This window comes from Salinibacterium sp. dk2585, from assembly GCF_008001035.1.
Classification (GTDB): Bacteria; Actinomycetota; Actinomycetes; order Actinomycetales; family Microbacteriaceae; genus Homoserinimonas.
Genome location: NZ_CP042856.1, coordinates 1,194,285 through 1,216,565 on the forward strand (window position 1 = coordinate 1,194,285; position 22,281 = coordinate 1,216,565).

Genomic DNA, 22,281 nt, shown 5'->3' on the forward strand with positions numbered 1-22,281 from the left:
TGCGAAACACCCGGGGCCATCACGGCTGGGTATCAGCTGAGTTGTGCGAGCCATGCCCGCGCCGAGGTCTCCCACTTGGCGTAGGCGTCGGGGAACGCGGAGATCTGCACGGCCTGCGCCGCCTGGGTCACGGTCATTCCGTGCCAGCCGGGGATGTCGAGGAGGCCGCGGGTCACGCCGGCATTGGGGTTACTCGGACCGCCGAAGAACAGCCTGGCGGCGTAGTCGGGGGTCGTGAGCTGTGCGACGGTTCCCCAGCCAGCGCTCGGGCGCTGCTGGAAGAGCCCGACAGAGTCGAGGTCGCCCCAGTCGAGGTTGCGCAGCGTGGACTCCTGGGCCGCCGCCGCGAGCGCGATCACGAGACCGTAGTCGTCGACGCCGAGGGAGCGCCCGACGGAGACGATCGTGCGCGCGTGGCCCTCCATCTCCGGGGTCATGGGCACGACGACGTCCGCCGCTGCCGGGACGGTACCGGCGGGCTGCACGCCGGGGACCACGAGGCTCTGGCCCGCGAAGATCGTGCTCGATGTGGTCAGGCCGTTGGCGGAGAGGAGCGCCCCGAGGCTCACGCCGTGGCGCTGTGCGATTGAGGTGGCGGTCTCGCCGGAGACGACCGTGTGGCTCGTTGCTGCATGGGTGGCCGCAGCGGTGGGAGCCGCGGATGCGACGGTGCTGCTGCTCGGGATGGTCAGCTTCTGGCCCGGGTAGATGATCGACTGCGCGCTGAGGCCATTCGCGGCAAGCACCGCCTTCGCGCTGACTCCGAACTTGGAGGCGATGCCACTGATGGTGTCTCCTGCGGCGATCGTGTAGGCCGATGCGCTGCGGACGGCGGGCGTGGGAGTCACAGGGACCGCGGTCTTCGACAGCACGAGCACCTGGCCGGGGTGGATGATCGACTTCCACCCGAGTCCATTCATGGCGAGCACCGTCGCGGTGGAGAGACCGTAGCGACCGGCGATACCGCTGATCGAATCACCCTCCTTGACCGTGTAGGTCGCGGGGGCTGAAGCGAAGGCGAAGTCGCCCTCAGGAGCACTCGCGGTCGCTTCGCTCTTCGCGTGCACGCCGGCGAATGCCGCGCGCACGTTCTCCCTGAGGTGGGAGCGCGAGTCGGAGTCGTCGCGATCGGTAGTCCGTTCCGTGTCGACCACGACGGGGCCCGTGAGGTTCATGCTCATGGCGAGCGAGGACGCGATGACGATCGGCACCGTGGATAGCGAGGCGCGTGCGGCGCGAGAGCGGTCGCGGAACAGTCCGCGCGAGGTGGCTCGGTCAGTGAGAGTGGTCATGGCTGTCCCCGGGGGTCTCGTGCTTCAGTGCTGCGCAGTAACAGCCAAACTGACACAGAAGGATAGTCCTGTCAACCAATGTGACTGATGAGGCTGATGTGGTTCAAGTTTACGTATCCGTAACATTGTCTGGCGCGACTCGTGGCCGAGGCGTTGCGGAACCCAGAGGCAATATCTGACAGGATTTTGTTGTGACTGAAGCCACAGACATCCGTTGGTTGACCATCCCCGATCTTGTGGAGACACTCGGGATAGGCGTGAGCAAGGTGCGCCGCCTCATCGAGGACCGAAGCCTCGCCGCGCGTCGCATCGATGGGGTGTGGCAGGTGCCGGAAATGTTCATCCGTGACGGGGAGCCCCTGTCGGAACTGCGGGGCACGCTCATTGTCTTGACGGATGCGGGTTTCAGTGATGACGAAGCGCTCGACTGGCTGCTCTCACCGGAGGAGAGCCTCGGCACCTCGCCCATCGAGGCGTTGCGGGCCGGACGCAAGGCCGAGGTTCGACGGGTCGCACAGGCCCTCGCCTGAAGCCGCCCTGCGCTGGCTGCCGGCGTCGCGCCTCAGACGACGCGCTGCGTAACCTTCTCGACGAGCTCGATGAGCCGTCCCCGGGCCTCGGGGTTGATCGACGCCGAATCGAGGGCTGCGCGGGCGCGGTCTGCGTTGCGCTGGATGGCCCGCTCCACGTCGTCGACGGCGCCACTCTGCAACAGGGTCGACTGGAGGGTCCTGACCTGCTCGTCGCTCAGTTCGGGGTCGCCGAGGAGTTCATCGAGCAGCCGGGTCGAGGGCCCGGGCATCCGTCGACGCGCCTGCGCGACGAGCACCGTGCGCTTGCCTTCGCGAAGGTCATCACCCGAGGGCTTGCCGGTCTCAGTCGGATCGCCATAGACGCCGAGGAGGTCGTCCCTCAGCTGGTACGCGATGCCGAGGGGAAGCCCGAAGTCCCGAAATGCCGTCGACTGCTCGATGCTCGCGCCGCTCAGGGCCGCCCCGATGAGGAGCGGGGCCTCGACGCTGTATTTGGCGGACTTGTAGACGATCACCCGCTGGGCGCGCTCGAGTAGTGAGTCATCCGGCCAGGACCGCCACGAGTGCTCCTCGAGCACATCGAGATACTGGCCAGCCGTGACCTCGGTGCGCATGCGGTTGAACTCGCGACGCGCGGTGAGGGCAGCGGATGCATCGCCGAGCGAGTGCAGGCCGGCATCAAGGATCTCGTCGCTCCAGCCCAGGAGCAGGTCGCCGAGGAGGATCGCGCTCGATCGCCCGAAGGAGTCGGCGTCGCCCGACCATCCCGTCTCCCGGTGGAGGCGTTCGAAGCGCCGGTGGGCTGCCGGCATGCCGCGGCGAGTGTCGGAGTTGTCGATGATGTCGTCGTGCACGAGAGCTGCTGCGTGGAAGAATTCGAGGGCCGTGGCGGCATTCACGATTGCTTCGAGCGGCCCGTCCGGGGAACCCCCCGCCGCACGCCACCCCCAGTAGCAGAACAGCGCGCGGAAGCGCTTGCCGCCCGAGAGCAGCTCACGTGACCAGTCGATAAAAGGACTCAAGTCGGGGGAGACGTCGGCCAGTTGTGTCGCCTGGGCCTCGAGAGTGCGGTCGATGTTTGCCTGAACCTGCTCAACTATCCGCGTACTCTCAGTCACGCGTATAGCCTAGCCAGCGAGAGCGGCATACACTTGGGGTGGCAGTTCAACGGATCCGCCGGGAGGAGTCACCATGCCGCTGTCTGAACGTGAGCAGCGTCTCCTCGACGAGATGGAGCGCAGCCTCTATCAAAATGACGCCGACTTCGTGTCGACGGTGAGTCAGCGCCGGGGCGCCCCGAACTATCGCCTGCTCGTGGGCGGTGTGCTCATCGCACTCGCCGGTGTCGCAGCGATCGTGGTCGGTGTCGTCATCAAGCAGCCGCTTGTCGGCGTTCTCGGCTTCATCGTCGTCTTCGGCGGTGCGCTTCTCGCGATCTCCTCGCCCCGCCGATCGGATTCTCCCGTTAGCCCCGTCGCTGGTCCATCTCGCGGCAAGTCCCATGCAGGGTTCATGGATCGTATGAACGAGCGCTGGGAGCGCCGACAGGGCGAACGCTGATGCAGTAGTTCCGCTCCACAACAGGGTCGACCTTCGGGTCGGCCCTTTTTTGTGCCCCTCCGGACTCCGGATGGCGAATATTCCCTCCACCCTCCTCCACTCCCTACTTCGCTGTGATTTCGGGCCTCTTTGCCGGCAATGTGCGTCTTTCCTTCTCAGTTTCCTTGTTAAGTGGGGGAGAGTGGAGTAAAGTGGGGCATACCGAAGCTGGGCCGGAGTGGAAGGGGGTGCCGAGATGTTCCTTGGCACCTACGCGCCCAAGCTCGACGACAAGGGTCGAGTGATCCTTCCCGCCAAGTTCCGCCAGGAGCTGGAGAACGGCGTAGTGCTTGCTCGCGGCCAGGAGCGTTGCCTCTACGTCTTCAGCACGCGTGAGTTCGAGGAGCTCGCCGACAAGATGCGTCAGGCCCCCGTCACGGGCAAGCAGGCCCGCGACTACATGCGCCTCTTCCTCTCCGGAGCCACGGCAGAGGTGCCGGACAGCCAGAACCGAGTCACGATCCCCGCTGCCCTGCGCGCCTACGCGGGCCTCGACCGCGAGCTCACCGTGATCGGTGTGGGCAACCGCGCCGAGATCTGGGACACCGCCGCGTGGGAGGCCTACTACGCCGAGCAGGAAAGTGCCTTCGCTGACACCACGGAGGAGGTGATCCCGGGACTCTTCTAGCGCCCTGGGCCTGACTCCCAGCCGAACGCCCTGCCGCACTTCCCCGGCGGCAGGTCGAGTCGGATGGGGATCAGACCGAGGGGGCATCGGGAAATGACATGACTGAAGCCAACGAGATCCACACCCCCGTCATGCTCGAGCGCACGATTGAGTTGCTCGCGCCCGCCATCAGTGAACCCGGCGCGGTCGTCGTGGACGCAACCCTCGGCATGGGAGGTCATTCCGAGGCCCTCCTCGAGCGGTTCCCGGGGCTGACCCTCGTCGGGCTCGACCGCGACCCCGAGGCGCTCGCCATCGCGGGCCAACGCCTCGAGCGCTTCGGTGACCGAGTGCACCTCGTCCACACCATCTACGACGAGTTTGAGGAAGCACTCGACGGGCTCGGCATTGCGGAGGTGCAGGGCATCCTCTTCGACCTCGGCGTCTCGTCGCTCCAGCTCGACCGCGTGGAGCGAGGCTTCTCCTATTCGAAGGATGCGCCCCTCGACATGCGCATGGACTCGACATCCGACCTGACTGCCGAGCGCGTGCTGGCGGAGTACTCCGAGGCCGAGCTTCGGCGGATCTTCCGCGACTATGGCGAGGAGCGACTCGCCCCCCGCTACGCCCAGCGAATCGTCGCGGAGCGCGCTCGCACGCCGCTCACCTCATCCGCTCAACTGGTGCGCATCATCACGGAGGCGACGCCTGTCGCGATCCAGCGCAAGGGCCACCCCGCCAAGCGCGTCTTCCAGGCGCTGCGTATCGAGGTCAACCAGGAGCTCGCCGTGCTCGAGCGGGCCATCCCGGCCGCCGTCGACAGCCTCGGGGTCGGCGGTCGCATCGTCGTGCTTGCCTACCAGTCCCTCGAGGACCGCCTCGTCAAGCGGTATCTCGCAGCCCACTCGACGTCGAGCGCGCCGGCCGGGCTCCCCGTGGAACTGCCGGAACACGCGCCCGAGCTTCGGCTCCTCGTCAGGGGTGCAGAGCTCGCGCCCGAGCAGGAGCGCGAACTCAACCCACGTGCCATCCCCGTGCGGCTCCGCGCCGCCGAACGCATCAGGAGGGCGGCATGAGCGCCGTTCACGCACAGGCCCGTGTGGCGCCACGCCCACACGAGGAGCCGGCCCCCTATATCGAGATCGCGCCGACGCGCCAGCAGCGCCGTTCCCGCCCGCGGCTCGCCTACGCGATGGTCGTCGTCGGCGGCCTCTTCGCCGTGCTCGTCTCGCAACTGCTCCTGAGCATCGCCCTCGCTGACGGCGCCTACGAGATTGCAGCGCTTCAGGCCGACCGCAAGGAGTTGAGCCGCGACGAGCAGATCCTGAGCGAGAAGCTCGACGTGCTGAACTCGCCCCAAAACCTTGCCGCGCGCGCCGAGTCACTCGGAATGGTGAGCAATGAGAGCGCGGTCTACCTGAGTCTCGCGACGGGTGCCGTGCTCGGCGTGCCGACGGCAGCGAGTGAGGGTGCGGGAGGCGTCATCGGCGAGAACGGCACGCTCCTCATCTCCAACGAATTGATCGGCGAGATTCCCGACATGGGAGGCCTTCTTGCGGCGGAGTCCGCCGCTGCCGCCGCTGCCGCCGCGGCTGCTGACTCGGCAGGCGACGCGGCGGGCGTGGCGCAACCGGGTGTGGCAGACCAGTCTGTACCGTCGTTCCCGGACGGCATCCCCGCCCCCGTGACGCAATAGCGGCGACCACGGGTGTTCTCAGAATGCAGGATCCGAGCAGTGATGGGCGAGGTGGGTAGTGAACGACAGGCGGATGAGTAGTCGCAGGCTTGCAACCGCGATCGTCGTGACACTCGCGATCGTCGCCGTCTTCGTGGTTCGCCTCGTCGACTTCCAGGTCGTGCGGGCAAACGAACTCAATGAGGCGTCCGTCAACAAGCGGGCCGTCGCGATGACGACACACGGCATCCGCGGGCAGATCCTCGACACGAATGGCACCGTCCTTGCCGACACGGTGCTGCGCTACAACGTGACGGTCGCGCCGAAGATCGTCAAGGACACCTTCGTGCGGGAGCTCGATGACGACACCGTCGAGACCGTCACCGCGCTCGACGCGCTCGAGGAGCTCGCGGCCGTCACGGGCGGCAACGCCGCTGACCTGTACATGCAGATCACAAGCAATCCCGACTCGAACTACGAGATCCTCGCGAAGAACCTCGACACTGAGCAGTACCGTGCCGTGCGGGAGCTCAATATTCCGTGGTTGTACTTCGAATCCCTTCCCGATCGCACCTATCCGAATGGCGCGGTGGCGGGCAACCTCGTCGGCTTCGAGGGCACGGACGGTCCCCAGAACGGGCTCGAGTACACCGAGAACGACTGCCTGAGGAGCGAGCCGGGCACCTCGACGTATGAGCGCGGGGTCGACGGCGTGCGACTCCCCGGGAGCACCGTCGTGACAAAGGAGGCGATCGACGGCGGATCGCTCTCACTCACGATCGACAGCGACCTGCAATGGTTTACCAACCAGCGCCTCGCAGAGCAGGCGATCGCAATCGGGGCCGATTCCGCATCCGCGATCGTCGTCCGGGTCAAGGATGCTCACATCATGGCCCTCGCGGACTGGCCCGCCGTTGACCCGAACAACGTCGACGCGACACCCGTCGAGCACCTCGGCTCGGCCGGGTTCAACGCCGCCTACGAGCAGGGCTCGACCTTCAAGCCGCTCAGCGCAGCGATGCTCCTCGAGGAGGGCGCGGCGACGCCGGCGACGCAGCTCACGGTACCGTCGCTGTGGCAGACGCCCGAGGGCGGTCAGGTGCGGGATGCCGTGCCACACCCCGAGGCGAGATTGACGCTCGCGGGAGTGATCCAGACCTCGTCGAATGTCGGCATCTCGATGCTGTCGACCAAGCTCTCGAACTCCGTGCGGTACGACTATCTGAAAAAGTTCGGCATGGGCGCACAGACCTCGGTCGGCTTCCAGGGCGAGAGCGCCGGCATCCTCTCGGACTACTGGGACTCGCAACAGAAATACGACGTCTCCTACGGCCAGGGCGTCGCCGCGACCCTCGCGCAGCTTGCGGGCGCCTACCAGGCGCTCGGCAACGACGGAGTGCGCCTGCCGCTCACGCTCGTCGACAAGTGCACGCTGCCCGATGGAACCGTCGTCGAGAAGCCGAAGCCGGAGCCCGTCAGCGTCGTCTCCCAGTCGAGCGCCGAGCAGGTCGTCGGGATGATGGAGACGGTCGCCACTGGTGGAGACCTCGCCAACATGCTGACGATCCCCGGCTACCGCGTCGCCGCCAAGTCGGGAACGGCGCAGCTTGCCATCAACGGCGTCTACAGCTCGGAACGAGTCGTCTCCGTCGCAGGCATGGCTCCCGCGGAGGATCCCGAGTACGTCGTGATCGTCAGCTTCGTCAAGCCGGATACAATTAGGACTTCCGCGGCGGCGGCCCCCACCTTCCAAAAGATCATGACCCAGGTGCTCAAGACCTACCGTGTCGAGCCGTCCACGCAGCCGGCCCCGAGCCTCCCGACCACCTGGTGAGAAAGAGGACCCATTGGCTGATCGGATACCCCCGGTCCTTCGCCCTGAACATCCGTCGGCGAGATCGCTGACGGGCCTCGTCTCCGAATTCCAACTGGAGTCAATCGGCTCGCTCGACGGCGTCGAACTGACCGGAATCACGCTTCGCTCCAACGAGGTGCAGCCGGGTGACCTCTTCGTCGGCATGCCGGGAGCGGCGGCACACGGTGCCCAGTTCGCAGAGGCAGCCCGCGACTCGGGCGCTGTCGCCCTGCTGACGGATGCCCGTGGCGCTGACATCGCCGCAGGCTGCGGACTCCCCATCGTGCTGGTCGACTCGCCGAGGGCGGCCCTGGGCGAGGTCTCGTCCTGGCTCTACCAAAGCAACGAACATCCGCCGCTCATGCTCGGCATCACCGGCACGAACGGCAAAACCTCGACGGCGTACATCCTCGAGGGCATCCTTCGCCAGCTCGGTCTCGTGACGGGCCTCAGCACGACGGCCGAGCGGCACATTGGGGACCTCACCGTTGTGAGCCGTCTGACCACCCCCGAGGCGAGTGAGATCCACGCGCTCCTCGCACGGATGCGCGAGAGCGAGGTGCGCGCCGCCGTGCTCGAGGTGAGCGCGCAGGCGCTCAGCCATCACCGGGTGGACGGCATCTCCTTCGACGTCGTTTCGTTCACGAACCTCAGCCACGACCACCTCGACGACTACGCCGACATGGACGAGTACTTCGAGGCGAAGCTTGCCTTCTTCGACCCGGAACGCGCGCGTCGCGGCGTCGTGTCGCTCGATTCCCCCTGGGGGCAGCGTGTCGTTGATGAGTCACGCATCCCGGTCACAACGATCGCATCGACCGAGGGAACGGATGCCGAGTGGGGTGTCGAGATCCTTGAGGAGCGGGCCGAGTACACCTCATTCCGCCTCACCGGCCCGCAGGGGCGCTCGATCGAGACCAGTGTGCCCCTCATCGGCCGGCACATGGCGGCGAATGCCGCGCTCTCGATCGTCATGCTCGTTGAGGCCGGTTTCGAGCTCGAGGCCATCGGGCACGCGGTCAAGGACGGCATCGAGGCGTACCTGCCCGGACGAACCGAGCGGGTCTCGGGCGAACGCGGCCCCGCAGTGTTCGTTGACTTCGGGCACAGCCCCGACGCCTTCCTCAACACCCTCACGGCGGTCCGTCGCTTCACGACCGGCCGCACGATCATGGTCTTCGGCGCCGATGGTGACCGCGACGCGACCAAACGTCACGAGATGGGGCGCATCGCATCCGAGTACTCGGACATCCTCGTCGTCACCGATCACCACCCGCGCTTCGAAGACCCGGCGGCGATTCGCAGGACCCTCATCGAGGGGGCCAGCCTCGCCGAGAACCAGGCCGAACTGCACGAGGTGAGCCCGCCTGAGCAGGCGATCCGCCACGCCGTGTCGCTTGCCCGTGAGGGCGACTCGATCCTGTGGGCGGGACCAGGTCACCAGGACTACCGCGACATCCGCGGGGTGCGCACGCCGTACTCCGCTCGTGCCGAGGCGCGCGCCGCCCTGCGCGAGGCGGGGTGGGCATAGTGCAGGCGACCGCGAGCGTCGCGACGGTCGTCGGTACCGTCGGCCGCTCGTCGACCTCCGCCATGCTCACCGCCGTGCTGGGCGCCACGTCGCACAACCCCAGGCGCACGGTCGTGCTGCTCTCGCGCGGCAGCTCCGAAGCGGCGCCTGATGCGCCAGCGAAATCGTGGGGCGAAGTGCTCTCCTCGCTCGATCTCGAGTCAATCGTGGCCGTTCCAGCCTCGGACGCCCGCCTCATCGAGGCGGCCCGGCTCACGGGCGCCCGCGTCGTGACCTTCGGCTTCGACGCGACGGCCGAGGTGCGCGGGGCTGGACTCCACGCGAGCACAGGCGGCACCGACTACGCCGTGACCATCGGCTCGGACCGCGCCGACGTGCGCCTCTCGCTCCTGGGCGAGCACCTCGCCGAGAACTCGCTCGGAGCCCTTGCCGCGGCACACGCCAATGGCGTGCCCCTCGCGAACGCGGTCGCCGCGCTCGAAGCTCTCAGCGCAGCGGGGGAGGGCATCATGAGCCCCGTGGATGCCGGTGGCGACATCCTGCTGATCGACGACTCCGCGTCGATGGCACCCGAGTCGGTGACGGCCGGGCTGAAGGCACTGGCCATGTTCGGCACGGAGGGCCACCGCACTGTCGCGGTCATCGGCGAACTCGACCTCGGTCCATCCGAGGACTCTGCGGCGCTTGCTGCCGAGTTGCACCGGGAAGCGCACGACAGGATCGGGCGCATCGTCGTGCGATTGAACATTTCCTCCCTCATCGTGGTCGGCGACAACGCCCGCCACATCCACAACGCGGCGGGCTTGGAAGGCTCATGGAATGGAGAGTCGGTGCTCGTGGCGGATGCGGCGGCAGCCTACGATCGAGTGCGTGAAGTCGTGCGCCCGGGAGATGTCGTGCTGGTGAAGAGCCGCGAAGCGGCGACAACGATCCTCTCCGCCCTCGGCGCGCAGCAGGGAGGCGCCCGATGATCCCCCTGCTGGTCGCGGGCGGCGTCTCCCTCGCCTTCTCGCTCCTGCTGACGCCGCTCTTCGCGCGGACGTTCCGCCGGATGAACCTCGGCCAGTTCGTGCGCGCGGACACCCCAACCACCCACGTCGTCAAGCGCGGCACCCCCTCGATGGGCGGTGTGGTCTTCATCCTGGCGGCCGTCGTTGGCTACTTCCTTGGCAACATCGTGGGCCGCGAGACACCCTCCGTACCGGCCTTGCTCGTCATCCTGATGATGGTCGGCCTCGGCCTCATCGGCTTCCTCGATGACTTCATGAAGGTCACGCGGCAGAACAGCCTCGGCCTGAGCGGTCCCGCGAAGATCATCGGCACCGTGATCGTCGCCGTCGTCTTCGCCGGCCTGGCCCTCAGCTACCGCGACGAGAACGGGTTGAGCCCCGCATCGACCGCCATCTCGCTGACGCGTGACTTGCCCTTCCTCGACCTGACGGCGATCTTCGGCGTGGGCCTCGGCACAGCGCTTGCGATCGCCTGGATGGTGCTCATCACGACGAGCGTGTCGAACGCCGTCAACCTGACCGACGGTCTCGACGGCCTCGCAGCGGGCTCATCGATCTTCGCGATCGGCTCATACATCATCATCGGCTTCTGGCAGCAGAACCAGTCGTGCTTCGCCCCGCGGCTCGACCCTGCCGTTGCCGAGCAGTGCTACGTCGTCTCGAGTCCTCTCGACCTCGCAGTGATCGCGGCCTCCATCGTCGGTGCCCTCATCGGCTTCCTCTGGTGGAACACCTCGCCCGCGCAGATCATGATGGGCGACACCGGCTCCTTCGGCCTTGGCGGCGCCCTCGCGGCCCTCGCGATCCTCTCGCGCACCGAGCTGCTCCTCGTGCTCCTGGGCGGCATCTTCGTCATCGTGACAGGCCAGGTCATCATCCAGCGCCTCTACTTCAAGGCGACCAAGGGCAAGCGCATCTGGCGCGCGAGCCCGCTGCACCACCACTTCGAGATGGTCGGGTGGCCCGAGGTCACGATCGTCGTGCGGTTCTGGCTCATCGCGGGGCTCTTCGTCGCGAGCGGCGTGTTCCTCTTCTACATCGAGTGGCTTGCGCTCCTGCCATGAGCCATCGGTGGGATGCCCTGCGCAGTTGGCACCATGATTGGGCCGGCCTGCGAGTGATGATGGTCGGGCTGGATACCCGCGGTTTTGCCGTTGCGGATACGCTCACCGAACTCGGCGCGGATGTCACGGTCGTATCGGAGGGCGAACACTCGTCCGACCTCGCCCAGCTCGTCGACGTCATCGGAGCACGACTCATCGTGGGGCTGCAGGAGGCCGAGGACCTCGTGGCCCAGTGGCGGCCAGATGTGCTCGTCGTGAGTGCCGGGAGCACCGAGCATCCGCTCGTCCAGTGGGCTGACGAGGAGGGCGTCCCGGTAGCGAGTGACATCGAACTCGCATGGAGGCTGCGTGACAAGAACGGCGAGCCCGCCCCGTGGTTGCTCACGGCGGGCGGCTCGGAAGCCGGTCGGGCCGCGCACCTGACGGAGGCCATGCTGCTGGCGGCAGGCGCACGGGCCATGGCCTGCGGCGACACCACGGCTGGCGTGCCGGTGCTCGACGCGCTGCGCGTCCCGGAGCAGTGGGAGTGCCTCGTCGTCGCCGTATCGGCAGAGGACCTCCGCTACTCGCCCTCGGTAGCCGCCTGGTCGGCTGCCTGCCTCACCTCGGGCACGGGCGCGGCCGTCGATCTGCTGGGCCGGGTCTACGAGGGGGCACAGGTCGCGTGCGTCTACAACCGGGCCGACGACGCCACCATGCACATGGTTGAAGAGGCAGAGGTCGAGGAGGGATGCCGCGCAATTGGCTTCGGCGCGGGCATTCCCGGCCCGAGCGATTTCGGCGTCGTGGAGGGAATCCTCTGCGACAGGGCCTTTCTCGAAGAGCGCCGGGAGTCGGCGCTCGAGTTCGGCACGGTCGACATGCTCGACGCCGCCGGACTGGCCACGGCGAGTGGACTCAACGAGGTGCTGGCGGCAGCGGCGCTCGCGCGCTCCTTCGGTGCACCCATCTCTGCCTTGAACGCCGCACTCAGGGGCCTCGGCACGGCATCCGAGTGATCGCGTGGGACGACACGCGCCGAGCGTGAGCCCGGAGGCGAGAAGGTGACCGAGACTAGACGGGTGACTGACACACCCACCATCGACTCGACGAGGTCGGCCCCCCGCGGTGCCGGCGCGGTGGTGGCCGTCCGCAAGCTCTTCGGTGCCGAGACAGCGAACTTCTACCTGCTCCTCGGCACGACGCTCTTCCTTGTCGCATTTGGGCTCGTCATGGTGCTCTCCGCATCGTCGGTCACCTCCTACACGGAATCGCAGAAGTTCTTCGGGGGCATCGAGCGGCAGGCGCTTTTCGCCGTGATCGGGCTGCCCATCATGCTCCTGGCGTCGCGGGCGCCGGCCATCTTCTGGAAGAAGTGGGCTCCCGTCGCGATCGTCGTCGCGCTCGGGCTCCAGCTCCTCACGGTCGCGACGCCCCTCGGATACGCCGTCAACGGAAACCAGAACTGGATCCAGGTCGGGGGCTTCAGCTTCCAGCCGTCCGAGACGATCAAGCTTGCCATGGTCGTGTGGATGGCCCTCGTGCTCGCGCGCAAGCAGGCCGCGCTCCGCAACTGGAAGGAGCTCGTGATCCCGCTCGCCCCCGTTGCGATCGCGGCCATCGTGCTCGTCATGGCCGGTGGCGATCTCGGCACTGCGAGCATCCTCACCATCATGGTGTTCGGCACCCTCTACTTCGCGGGGGCCCGCCTCGTGCACCTCGGCACGGCGTTCCTCGCGATGGCGAGTCTCGCCGCCATCGTGCTGTTCTCCGGCGGTTCCTCCCGTATGGTGCGCATCTCTGCCTGGCAGGGCGGATGCGTCACGACGGATGACGGGTTGGGCACCTGCTGGCAGACGCTCCATGGATGGTGGGCGCTGGCATCCGGTGGCATCTTCGGCGTGGGCCTCGGCAACTCCAAATCGAAGTGGAACTGGCTGCCAGAAGCCGACAACGACTTCATCTTCGCGATCATCGGCGAGGAGCTCGGCCTGCTGGGTGCGGTCACGGTGCTCGCGCTCTTCGTCGTGATGCTCATCGCCTTCGTTCGCATCATCCGCGCCAACCGCGACCCGTTCGCCCGCATCGCGGTGAGCACCATCATGGTCTGGCTCATCGGCCAGGCCTTTGTCAACATCGCGGTCGTGCTCGGCGTGCTGCCCGTGCTCGGCGTTCCGCTGCCGCTGATCTCCGCCGGTGGCACGGCCCTCATCTCCGGCATGGCGGCGATCGGCATCGCCCTGTCGTTTGCCCGCAAACCGGCCGAGCAGCGGCAGCGGGTCGCCAGGTGACCACGTACCTCCTCTGTGGCGGGGGAACGGCTGGGCACGTCAACCCCCTCCTTGCCATCGCCGATCGGATCCGCCGCGACGAAGCGGATGCTCGCATCATCGTCCTCGGCACCGCTGAGGGCCTCGAGGCCCGGCTGGTGCCCGAGCGCGGCTACGAGCTCGTCACGGTCGTGAAGCTGCCCTTCCCGCGCAGGCCGAGCAGGGCCGCCCTGGCGTTCCCCTCGCGACTGTCGGGCGTCATCCGTTCCATCGAATCCCTCATCCGCGACCGCGGTGTCGACGTCGTCGTGGGTGTCGGCGGCTACGTCGCCGCCCCTGCCTACCTCGCCGCTCGGCGAGCACGGGTACCGCTCGCACTGCACGAGGCGAACGCCCGCCCGGGCATGGCGAACCGCCTCGGCAGCCGGTTCACGCGTTTCGTGGGCGTCGCCTTCGAGGGCACGCCCCTTCGCCACGCCCGGTTCGTCGGGATGCCGCTGCGCGCCGAGATCGAGACGCTCGACCGCGCTGCCGTGCGCGGTGAAGCCCTGCAGTCGTTCGGGCTCGACCCCTCGCGCCGCACCCTCCTCGTGACGGGGGGATCGCTCGGCGCCGTGCGCCTCAACGAGACAGTGCGGGCATCCGTCACCGAGCTCGTGGGTGCTGGCTGGCAGGTGCTGCACATCACCGGCACGCGCGACTCGGGCGCGGCGGTGCGGGCTGAGCACTACCACCCGCTCGACTACTGCGACCGCATGGACCTGGCCCTCGCGGTGGCCGACCTTGCCGTCTCACGCGCCGGCTCGGCGACCGTCAGTGAGCTCACTGCGCTCGGCATCCCGGCCGTGTACGTTCCTCTTGCGATCGGCAATGGCGAGCAGCGGCTGAACGCGCGGCAGGCAGTCGATGCTGGCGCGGCGCGACTGGTCGACAATGCCGAGTTCACCTCCGAGTGGGTGCGTTCGTCGCTCGTGCCGCTGCTTCGGGACGAGGCGGCCATCGCCGCGATGGCGACGAGGGCTGGGGAGATTGGCGTGCGCGACGGCACGCGCCGCATGCTCGATCTCGTGCATGAGGCAGTCGGGATACGGTAGGCACGATGATCAAGTCGGATTTCTCCACCCCCATTCCCACTCGCCTCGACTCCGTGCACTTCGTCGGCATCGGCGGTGCCGGCATGAGCGGTATCGCCGCCATGTTCCATGAGCAGGGCATCGCCGTCACGGGTTCGGATTCCCGCGAGGGCGCGACCGTCGACTCCCTTCGCGAGCGGGGCATCCCCGTCGCGATCGGTCATGATGCCGCCAACGTGGGCGAGGTCGATGCGCTCGTGGTCACGGGCGCGATCTCGGAGTCGAACCCCGAGTACCTGGCGGCGCGTGAGCGCGGCATCCCGGCCCTTCACCGTGCCCAGGCGTTGGCATGGCTCACGCGCGATTCCCGCCTCGTCGCCGTCGCGGGCGCGCACGGCAAGACCACCTCCACCGCGATGCTCGTCTCCGCGCTGCTCAGGCGCGGGGCGGCCCCGAGCTTCGTCAACGGCGGCGTGATCCGGGAGCTCGGCACGAGTGCGGCCCACGGCGAGGGCGAAATCTTCGTTGTCGAGGCCGATGAGTCCGACGGGTCCTTCCTCCTCTACGACACCGCAGTCGCGCTCATCACGAACGTCGATCCCGACCACCTCGACCACTTCGGTTCACGAGAGGCCTTCGAGCAGGCGTTCGTGCGTTTCGCCGAGACCGCGAGCGAGTTCGTCGTCATCTCGGCCGACGATCCCGGCGCGCGGGGAATCACCTCACGTCTCTCGGCCCGCCGGGTGCTCACCTTCGGCATGTCGGAGAACGCGGACGTGCGCATCCATGCCGTCGACACGGGCCCGCAGGTGGCGTTCACGCTGTCCTGGGCGGGGGAGGAGCACCGGGTTACGCTGGCCGTCGCCGGACTCCACAACGCCCTTAATGCGGCCGGCGCATTCGCCGTGCTTGTCGGCCTCGGTTTCGATGCGGCGGACTCGATTGAGGCGCTGTCCCACTTCGCGGGTGCCGAGCGCCGATTCGAGTTCCGCGGCGAGGTCGGGGGAGTGCGCGTGTTCGACGACTTCGCCCACCACCCCACGGAGGTGGAGGCGGCGCTGTCGGGCGCCCGCGGTGTCGTCGGAACCGGGCGACTCATCCCCGTCTTCCAGCCTCACCTCTTCACTCGCACGCAGGATATGGCGCAGGAGTTCGCCGACACGCTCGAGCGGCTCGCCGACCACACGATTGTCGTGCCGATCTATCCCGCGCGGCAGGAACCCATCCCCGGCGTCACGGGCAGGCTCATCACGGAGCGCTTCTCGGATGCCTCGGTTGCGCAGTACATCGAGGACTGGTCCGAGGCAGTCGAGTATGCCGCGAGCATTGCACGGCCCGGCGACATCCTCATTCCCATGGGCGGGGGAGACATCCACCTCATCATCCCGCAGCTCCTTGCTGCACTTGAGCGGAACCAGCAGGTGGATGAAACGGCCTGACGGCTTCGACCCGCGCCCGCCCGCTCCTCCGGTGGAGGAAGACACGGAACCGCGGCACGCGGTGAGGGCGCGGGTCAGCACACTAGCGAGTCTCCCGAAGCGCCCAGAGCGAGCCCCCCGAGAACCGCATCCGGCGAAGCAGAAGCGGCAGCGCCGCGAGCCAAGTGAGGCAGAGCTCGCGGCGAAGGAGGCCAAGGCCAGCGCGCGCGCGGCTCGCCGCGACGCACGGAGGGCCGCTGCTGAGCGGCGACGTTTCGAGCGTTCCGAGGTACGTCGTTTCACGCGTCGCGCCCGAAACCGTCGCATGGCTTGGATCACGGCAGGCGGCGTCGTCACGGTGTTCGCCACGCTCATCGCCGTCGCCGTGTATTCGCCGCTGTTGGCCCTGCAAGAGATCAGGGTGACGGGCACCGCGCGCCTCGATGCCGAGCAGCTGAGCGAGGCGGTCGATTCCCAGCTCGGCACGCCCCTCGCGCTGCTCGACTTCGACAAGCTCACGGACGACCTTTCCGAGTTTCCGCTCATCCGCAGTTATGTGACGGAGGCGGTTCCGCCGCACACCCTCGTGATCCATGTCGTCGAACGGCAGCCCGTGGCATCCGTCATGGCATCGGATGGCTACGTGCTGGTCGACCCTGCCGGGGTGGAGATCGAGCGAACAGAGGCTCGGCCGGCTGGCGTGCCGCTCGTTGAGGTGGAAGAAGACGAGATCGGCGGTGACGTCTTCGACGCCATCATCGAGGTGCTCCTGGCCTTGCCCGAGCCACTCCTGCCGCAGGTCGACCAGGTCTCGGCGACGACGATGGACGACGTGACCCTCAAGCTGGCGGGCGGCCAACGCATCGTCTGGGGGAGCGCCGACCGTGCGGAGCTCAAGGCGCGCGTCCTCGAACGACTCATGGCGGCGCACGACCCCGGTGCCTCGGTCGAGTTCGATGTGACGGCGCCCCTCAGTGCCGTCGTACGCCCGCTCTGACGCCTCCTTCCTGCGAGTTTGGCGGTTCTTTTCGCGACACGCCCCTTGGGTGAGGGAATGCGGCGCGCGACGCGCATAGCGTCGCAGTCAGGAAATACATACTGAGCATAACTTTAAGCTTCTAGTAGAGGTTGAAAGTTCCCAGCGGAGGCCGGACGTGTCAACAAACCAGAACTACCTCGCCGTGATCAAGGTCGTCGGCATCGGCGGCGGCGGCGTGAATGCGGTGAACCGCATGATCGAGCTCGGGCTCCGCGGAGTCGAGTTCATCGCCATCAACACCGACGCGCAGGCTCTCCTCATGAGCGACGCCGACGTCAAGCTCGACGTCGGGCGCGAACTGACACGCGGCCTCGGCGCCGGAGCTGACCCTGAGGTGGGTCGCCGCGCAGCGGAGGACCACGCGGACGAGATCGAGGAGGCCCTCGCGGGCGCCGACATGGTCTTCGTCACGGCCGGGGAGGGCGGCGGCACCGGCACGGGCGGTGCGCCCGTCGTGGCACGCATCGCCAAGTCGATCGGTGCGCTGACCATCGGTGTCGTGACGCGCCCCTTCGGCTTCGAGGGCAAGCGGCGCGCGGCGCAGGCCGAGCTCGGCATCGCGGCACTCAAGAGCGAGGTTGACACGCTCATCGTCGTGCCCAACGACCGCCTGCTCGAGATCAGCGACCGCGGCATCAGCTTCCTCGAGGCCTTCGCGACGGCAGACCAGGTGCTCCTCGCGGGTGTCCAGGGCATCACCGACCTCATCACAACCCCCGGCCTCATCAACCTCGACTTCGCCGATGTGAAGTCGGTCATGCAGGGTGCCGGTTCGGCGCTCATGGGCATCGGCTCCTCCCGGGGTGCCGATCGGGCCATCAAGGCCGCCGAGCTTGCGGTCGCGTCTCCGCTGCTCGAGGCGAGCATCGACGGGGCCCACGGCGTGCTGCTCTCCGTGCAGGGTGGCTCCAACCTCGGCATCTTCGAGATCAACGACGCAGCAAAGCTCGTGCAGGAGGCCGTCCACCCCGAGGCCAACATCATCTTCGGTGCCGTCATCGATGACACGCTCGGCGACGAGGTTCGCGTGACGGTCATCGCGGCAGGCTTCGATGGGGGAGAGCCAGTCATCAAGCGCCAGGGTCACCGGTCGAACTTCGTCGACCCGTCCTCCGCCGATTCCGCGCCTGCTGCCAACTCATCCTCATCGTCGTCCTCATCCGAGGGCGAGGGAACGTCGTCCTCGAACTGGTCTGCCGAGCCGGAGCTTCCCAAGGCACCCAGCGACCCGGTGTTCGATGACAACAACGACAGTCTCGACATCCCTGACTTCCTGAAGTGACGATTTCCGACCCACTGTCATCGACTCCAGACCCTCGGCTCGCCGAGCGTCTCGACACGGTGCGGTCTGGAATTGCGGATGCCGCGGCATCCGCCGGTCGCAGCGCCGATGACATCACGCTCATCGTCGTCACGAAATTCCACCCCGTCTCGCTCATACGGCAGCTCTCGCAGCTCGGTGTGCGGGATGTGGGCGAGAACCGGCACCAGGAGGCACAGGAGAAGTTCGCCGAGCTTGGCGACGCGGGCCTCCGCTGGCATTTCGTCGGCCAGCTACAGGGCAAGAAGGCAAAGGCTGTGCGCCAGTACGCCGACGTCATCCACTCCGTCGATCGCGAGTCGCTCGTCGATGCGCTCTCGCGCGACGACGGCCGTGTCGTTGAGTGCTTCGTGCAGCTCAACCTGACCGACGACCCCGGCCGCGGTGGCGTCGCGGAACCCGACCTGGAGGCCCTCGTCGAGAAAGTCCTCGAGAGCGAGGCCCTGAATCTGCGTGGCGTCATGGCGGTGGCTCCCCTCGACGAGGATCCCGCCTCGGCGTTCGCGCGAGTGCGTGAGGCCTCGGAACGAGTGAGGCGGCTCTCGCCCCACGCCGACGCGATCTCCGCAGGCATGTCGCACGACTATGCCGCCGCCATCCGCGAGGGCGCGACACACCTCAGGATCGGCACGGCAATCACGGGAAACCGGCCGACGCCGGGTTAATCTCAAGACGAGACACGCAACGACCAGGAGGCTCACAACCAATGGCTAATCCACTTCGCAAGACGATGGTGTACCTCGGCCTTGCCGATGAGGAATTCGACTACGAAGAGCAGCCGGCCAACGCTGCGCCTGCCCCGGTCCAGCAGCACGCCGCCCCGGCGCCCGCTCCTGTTCCTGCCCAGAATTCAGCCCAGCGTGCGCCTGTGACGCCTCTTCGTCGCCCCGCGCCCGCTCGAGTGGTGGGACCCACTGAAATGAACGAGATCCTCACTGTCCACCCCCGCCAGTACAAGGACGCCCAGGTCATCGCAGAGAGCTTCCGCGAGGGCATCCCGGTCATCATCAACCTGTCTCAGATGAGCGAGCCGGATGCGCGTCGCCTCGTCGACTTCGCGAGTGGCCTCTCGCAGGGCCTCTACGGCAAGATCGAGCGTGTGACCTCGAAGGTCTTCCTGCTGTCGCCCGCCCACGTCGCCGTCAGCGGTGACCAGGGTCACAGTGATGACGCAGAGGCGCTGTACGGTCAGCAGTAGGCTCTCGCTACGGCAATAGAATGGCCGCGCGGCGTTCCGCCCGTCGGGCCTTGCGCCCCGTCGCATCCCGACTCCCGGGCCGCCCTCGAGCGGTACGGAGCGGGGCGGGCTCTCCCTCTGCATCCCCAGGTGGTCCATGATCCTCGTCGTTCTGCTCACAATCGCCTACGTGGCCCTCTTCGTCTATTTCCTGGTGATGTGGGCACGGTTCGTGCTCGAACTCGTGACCGTGTTCTCTCCGCGGTGGCGGCCGACGGGCGCGCTGCTCGTGGTCGCCGAGGGCGTCTACACGCTGACGGATCCACCGGTGCTCTTCACCAGGCGACTCGTGCCTCCCGTTCGCTTCGGCGGCATCTCGCTCGATTTCGCCTGGAGCATCGTGATGCTCGTGGTGTTGGTGTTGCTCTATGTCATCTCATGGGGTCGCCAATTGGCGGCTTACCTGTAATCTAGTGATCGTCCGCTGCGCCCTTCGGTCAGCCCAGTGGGTGGACAGCAGGCACTGATAGCGTTCACGCTCGACGGCACTGTCGATCGACAAGAGAATTTTCAGAGGTGACGAGAATGGCCCTTACGCCTGAAGACGTAGTCAACAAGCGGTTCCAGCCGACCAAGTTCCGCGAGGGCTACGACCAGGACGAGGTGGATGACTTCCTCGACGAGGTCGTCGTCGAGCTTCGCCGCCTCAACCAGGAGAACGAGGAGCTGCGCCAGCGTCTCGTGGCGAGCGAGTCGCGCATCTCTGAGCTCCAGCGCAGCGGAGGTGGTGAGCAGCAGCAGGCCGCTGCGGCCGCGCCGAGCTACACCGAGCCCGTGGCTGCTCCCGAGCCCGTCGCAGCGGCACCGGCCCCCGCGGCCGAGGTGGCCCCTGCGTTCGACGAGACCGGCAGCACCAACAACCTTCTCCAGCTCGCTCGTCGCCTGCACGAGGAGCACGTCCGCGAGGGCATCGAGAAGCGCGATGCTCTCATCGCCGAGGGCCAGTCGACCGCAGCACGCCTCATCTCCGAGGCCGAGGCCGAGCACGGTCGCAAGGTCACTGAGCTTGAGCAGCAGCGCACGGCGCTCGAGGCGCAGATCGAGGAGCTCCGTTCCTTCGAGCGTGACTACCGCAGCAACCTCAAGAGCTACATCGAGGGGCAGCTGCGTGAACTCGAGTCCGTCGACGCTGTGAACTCGGGAGCGAGCACTTCCCAGGCATCGGGTGACTTCGGTGGCGGCGACTACGGCGTGCCGGCCAACCAGCCGCCCGCCAGCTACCAGGGCTTTGTCGGCAACTGAGTCGGCCGCTCCCTCTCGTCAGTCCCGCCTGAGCCTCAAGGCCATCGCCGCGCTGGTCTGCACCGCACTTCTCGTCTACGGTGCAGACCAGCTCAGCAAGGCATGGGTCGTCTCGACCCTGACCGAGCGTGCGAGCGTGCCCGTGCTCGGCGACCTGTTGCATTTCACCTTCGTCCGCAATCCCGGTGCTGCCTTCTCGCTGGCAAGCGGGGCGACCTGGATCTTCTCGATTGCGGCTGCGGTCGTCACGGTCGTGATCGTGGTCTTCGCCCGTCGCATCCGTGCCCTCAGCTGGGCCCTCGTGTTCGGGATGTTGCTTGGTGGAGTGCTCGGCAACCTCACTGACCGGCTCGTGAGGGAGCCGTCCTTCGGCATGGGCCACGTGATCGACTTCATCGAGGTCTGGGGCTTCCCCGCAATCTTCAACATCGCAGACATCTTCATTGTGTCGAGCATGGGGCTCTTCGTGATCCTGACGCTGCGCGGTATCGGTCTCGATGGCACTCGCGAGGTTCCCGCATCGAAGGCGGGCGCGAGCGTTGACGCCGGCACGGATGGCGAGCGCGACTGATCATGGAGAGTCGCAGCCTTCCGGTACCTGATGGGCTTGTGGGGGAGCGTGTCGACGCCGCCCTGTCGAAGCTCATGGGCTTCTCGCGCACCTTTGCAGCCGAGGTCGTCGAGGCCGGGGGAGTGCGGGTCGACGGCGTGCCCGTCGCGAAGTCCGATCGGCTGAGGGCGGATGCCTGGCTCGAGGTCGAATGGACGCGCCGGTCTGCCCCGACCATCGAACCCACGCTCGTGCCAGGTTTCGGCATCGTGCATGACGACGACGACATCGTTGTGATCGACAAGCCCGTCGGCGTCGCCGCGCATCCCTCCGTCGGGTGGACCGGACCAACCGTGCTCGGCGCCCTCGCGGGCGCCGGCTATCGCATCTCAACTTCGGGGGCGGCCGAACGCGCGGGCATCGTGCACCGGCTCGACGCTGGCACAAGCGGGCTCATGGTCGTGGCCAAGTCGGAGCGGGCATATTCGGAGCTCAAGCGCGCGTTCCACGACCGTGAAGTTGACAAGGTCTACCACGCGGTCGTGCAGGGGCATCCGGACCCGCTGAGGGGAACGATCGACGCGCCCATCGGGCGACACCCCTCCTCGGCATGGAAGTTCGCGGTGGTGGCCGGTGGCAAGGATTCCGTCACGCACTACGAGACGCTTGAGGCCTTCCCATCGGCGTCGCTGCTCGAGGTGCACCTCGAGACGGGGCGCACGCACCAGATCCGGGTGCACATGGCGGCCCAGCGGCATCCCTGTGTCGGTGATGCCATGTATGGCGCCGACCCCACGCTGTCAGCGCGGCTCGGGCTTTCCCGCCAATGGCTTCACGCCATGCGCCTGGGCTTCCGTCACCCGGCGACCGGCGAGCCGGTGGAGTTCGAATCCACATATCCGCACGACCTGCAGCACGCGCTCGACGTGCTCCGCTCCTCCTGATCGGAGCGGCTGGGCGGCGGCGTCGGTGCTCGGCCGTAGACT

General features: G+C 67.3%; 23 protein-coding genes. 21 read left to right on the forward strand and 2 right to left on the reverse strand.

Annotation, left to right across the window (positions count from 1 at the left end; genetic code table 11):
- Positions 1 to 32: 32 nt before the first annotated feature.
- Positions 33 to 1,292, reverse strand: coding sequence for a LysM peptidoglycan-binding domain-containing protein (locus FVA74_RS05605; RefSeq protein WP_240792324.1), 1,260 nt, complete (start codon positions 1,290 to 1,292; stop codon positions 33 to 35).
- Between the two features lie 191 nt (positions 1,293 to 1,483).
- Here FVA74_RS05605 and FVA74_RS05610 point away from each other — a divergent pair, with 191 nt between their 5' ends.
- Positions 1,484 to 1,822, forward strand: a complete 339-nt coding sequence (locus tag FVA74_RS05610) for an Rv2175c family DNA-binding protein (protein WP_147721078.1) — start codon at positions 1,484 to 1,486, stop codon at positions 1,820 to 1,822.
- A gap of 32 nt (positions 1,823 to 1,854) precedes the next feature.
- Here FVA74_RS05610 and FVA74_RS05615 read toward each other — a convergent pair whose 3' ends face one another.
- Positions 1,855 to 2,943: a polyprenyl synthetase family protein gene (locus FVA74_RS05615; protein ID WP_147721080.1), complete on the reverse strand. Its 1,089-nt coding sequence runs from the start codon at positions 2,941 to 2,943 to the stop codon at positions 1,855 to 1,857.
- A 73-nt stretch (positions 2,944 to 3,016) separates the two neighbouring features.
- Here FVA74_RS05615 and FVA74_RS05620 point away from each other — a divergent pair, with 73 nt between their 5' ends.
- The 20 genes from FVA74_RS05620 to FVA74_RS05715 all read left to right on the forward strand — a co-directional run bounded on the left by FVA74_RS05620 (position 3,017) and on the right by FVA74_RS05715 (position 22,239).
- Positions 3,017 to 3,385: a DUF3040 domain-containing protein gene (locus FVA74_RS05620; RefSeq protein ID WP_147721082.1), complete on the forward strand. Its 369-nt coding sequence runs from the start codon at positions 3,017 to 3,019 to the stop codon at positions 3,383 to 3,385.
- A 235-nt stretch (positions 3,386 to 3,620) separates the two neighbouring features.
- Positions 3,621 to 4,052 carry a division/cell wall cluster transcriptional repressor MraZ gene (gene mraZ, locus FVA74_RS05625; RefSeq protein ID WP_147721084.1) on the forward strand — a complete coding sequence of 144 codons (432 nt, stop codon included), beginning with the start codon at positions 3,621 to 3,623 and terminating at the stop codon, positions 4,050 to 4,052.
- A gap of 98 nt (positions 4,053 to 4,150) precedes the next feature.
- A complete protein-coding gene (rsmH, locus tag FVA74_RS05630) occupies positions 4,151 to 5,107 on the forward strand; it encodes a 16S rRNA (cytosine(1402)-N(4))-methyltransferase RsmH (protein WP_147721086.1) in 957 nt (318 codons plus the stop codon).
- Positions 5,104 to 5,727, forward strand: a complete 624-nt coding sequence (locus FVA74_RS05635) for a hypothetical protein (RefSeq protein WP_147721088.1) — start codon at positions 5,104 to 5,106, stop codon at positions 5,725 to 5,727. Before rsmH ends, FVA74_RS05635 begins: the two co-directional genes overlap by 4 nt.
- Positions 5,728 to 5,800: 73 nt before the next feature.
- Positions 5,801 to 7,540: a penicillin-binding protein 2 gene (locus FVA74_RS05640; protein ID WP_147721090.1), complete on the forward strand. Its 1,740-nt coding sequence runs from the start codon at positions 5,801 to 5,803 to the stop codon at positions 7,538 to 7,540.
- Positions 7,541 to 7,553: 13 nt separating this feature from the next.
- Positions 7,554 to 9,092 (forward strand): Mur ligase family protein, encoded by a 1,539-nt coding sequence (locus FVA74_RS05645; protein WP_147721092.1) that lies wholly within the window; start codon positions 7,554 to 7,556, stop codon positions 9,090 to 9,092.
- A complete protein-coding gene (locus FVA74_RS05650; RefSeq protein WP_147721094.1) occupies positions 9,083 to 10,063 on the forward strand; it encodes a Mur ligase family protein in 981 nt (326 codons plus the stop codon). The genes FVA74_RS05645 and FVA74_RS05650 overlap by 10 nt, the downstream gene beginning before the upstream one ends.
- A complete protein-coding gene (mraY, locus tag FVA74_RS05655) occupies positions 10,060 to 11,166 on the forward strand; it encodes a phospho-N-acetylmuramoyl-pentapeptide-transferase (RefSeq protein WP_147721096.1) in 1,107 nt (368 codons plus the stop codon). The genes FVA74_RS05650 and mraY overlap by 4 nt, the downstream gene beginning before the upstream one ends.
- Positions 11,163 to 12,164 carry a hypothetical protein gene (locus FVA74_RS05660; RefSeq protein WP_147721098.1) on the forward strand — a complete coding sequence of 334 codons (1,002 nt, stop codon included), beginning with the start codon at positions 11,163 to 11,165 and terminating at the stop codon, positions 12,162 to 12,164. The genes mraY and FVA74_RS05660 overlap by 4 nt, the downstream gene beginning before the upstream one ends.
- Positions 12,165 to 12,227: 63 nt before the next feature.
- On the forward strand, positions 12,228 to 13,436 hold the full coding sequence (gene ftsW, locus FVA74_RS05665; RefSeq protein ID WP_168220070.1) for a putative lipid II flippase FtsW: 1,209 nt from the start codon (positions 12,228 to 12,230) through the stop codon (positions 13,434 to 13,436).
- Positions 13,433 to 14,509, forward strand: a complete 1,077-nt coding sequence (locus FVA74_RS05670; protein ID WP_147721102.1) for a glycosyltransferase — start codon at positions 13,433 to 13,435, stop codon at positions 14,507 to 14,509. Before ftsW ends, FVA74_RS05670 begins: the two co-directional genes overlap by 4 nt.
- A 5-nt stretch (positions 14,510 to 14,514) precedes the next feature.
- The gene (murC, locus tag FVA74_RS05675) at positions 14,515 to 15,927 is read left to right on the forward strand and encodes a UDP-N-acetylmuramate--L-alanine ligase (RefSeq protein WP_147721104.1); all 1,413 of its coding nucleotides are present in this window, start codon (positions 14,515 to 14,517) and stop codon (positions 15,925 to 15,927) included.
- A gap of 304 nt (positions 15,928 to 16,231) precedes the next feature.
- Complete coding sequence (locus FVA74_RS05680) at positions 16,232 to 16,903, forward strand: FtsQ-type POTRA domain-containing protein (RefSeq protein WP_206022672.1); 672 nt, start codon at positions 16,232 to 16,234, stop codon at positions 16,901 to 16,903.
- A gap of 157 nt (positions 16,904 to 17,060) precedes the next feature.
- Entirely contained in the window at positions 17,061 to 18,227 is a 1,167-nt protein-coding gene (gene ftsZ / locus FVA74_RS05685) for a cell division protein FtsZ (protein ID WP_147721108.1), read from the forward strand.
- Positions 18,228 to 18,229: 2 nt separating this feature from the next.
- The gene (locus FVA74_RS05690) at positions 18,230 to 18,931 is read left to right on the forward strand and encodes a YggS family pyridoxal phosphate-dependent enzyme (RefSeq protein WP_370454528.1); all 702 of its coding nucleotides are present in this window, start codon (positions 18,230 to 18,232) and stop codon (positions 18,929 to 18,931) included.
- Positions 18,932 to 18,972: 41 nt separating this feature from the next.
- Positions 18,973 to 19,464 (forward strand): cell division protein SepF, encoded by a 492-nt coding sequence (locus tag FVA74_RS05695; RefSeq protein WP_147721110.1) that lies wholly within the window; start codon positions 18,973 to 18,975, stop codon positions 19,462 to 19,464.
- Between the two features lie 136 nt (positions 19,465 to 19,600).
- Positions 19,601 to 19,912, forward strand: coding sequence for a YggT family protein (locus FVA74_RS05700; protein ID WP_147721112.1), 312 nt, complete (start codon positions 19,601 to 19,603; stop codon positions 19,910 to 19,912).
- A gap of 116 nt (positions 19,913 to 20,028) precedes the next feature.
- Positions 20,029 to 20,745 carry a DivIVA domain-containing protein gene (locus tag FVA74_RS05705; RefSeq protein ID WP_147721114.1) on the forward strand — a complete coding sequence of 239 codons (717 nt, stop codon included), beginning with the start codon at positions 20,029 to 20,031 and terminating at the stop codon, positions 20,743 to 20,745.
- Positions 20,732 to 21,316, forward strand: a complete 585-nt coding sequence (lspA, locus tag FVA74_RS05710) for a signal peptidase II (protein ID WP_240792326.1) — start codon at positions 20,732 to 20,734, stop codon at positions 21,314 to 21,316. Before FVA74_RS05705 ends, lspA begins: the two co-directional genes overlap by 14 nt.
- Before the next feature lie 2 nt (positions 21,317 to 21,318).
- Entirely contained in the window at positions 21,319 to 22,239 is a 921-nt protein-coding gene (locus tag FVA74_RS05715; RefSeq protein ID WP_147721116.1) for an RluA family pseudouridine synthase, read from the forward strand.
- The last annotated feature ends 42 nt before the right edge of the window (positions 22,240 to 22,281 follow it).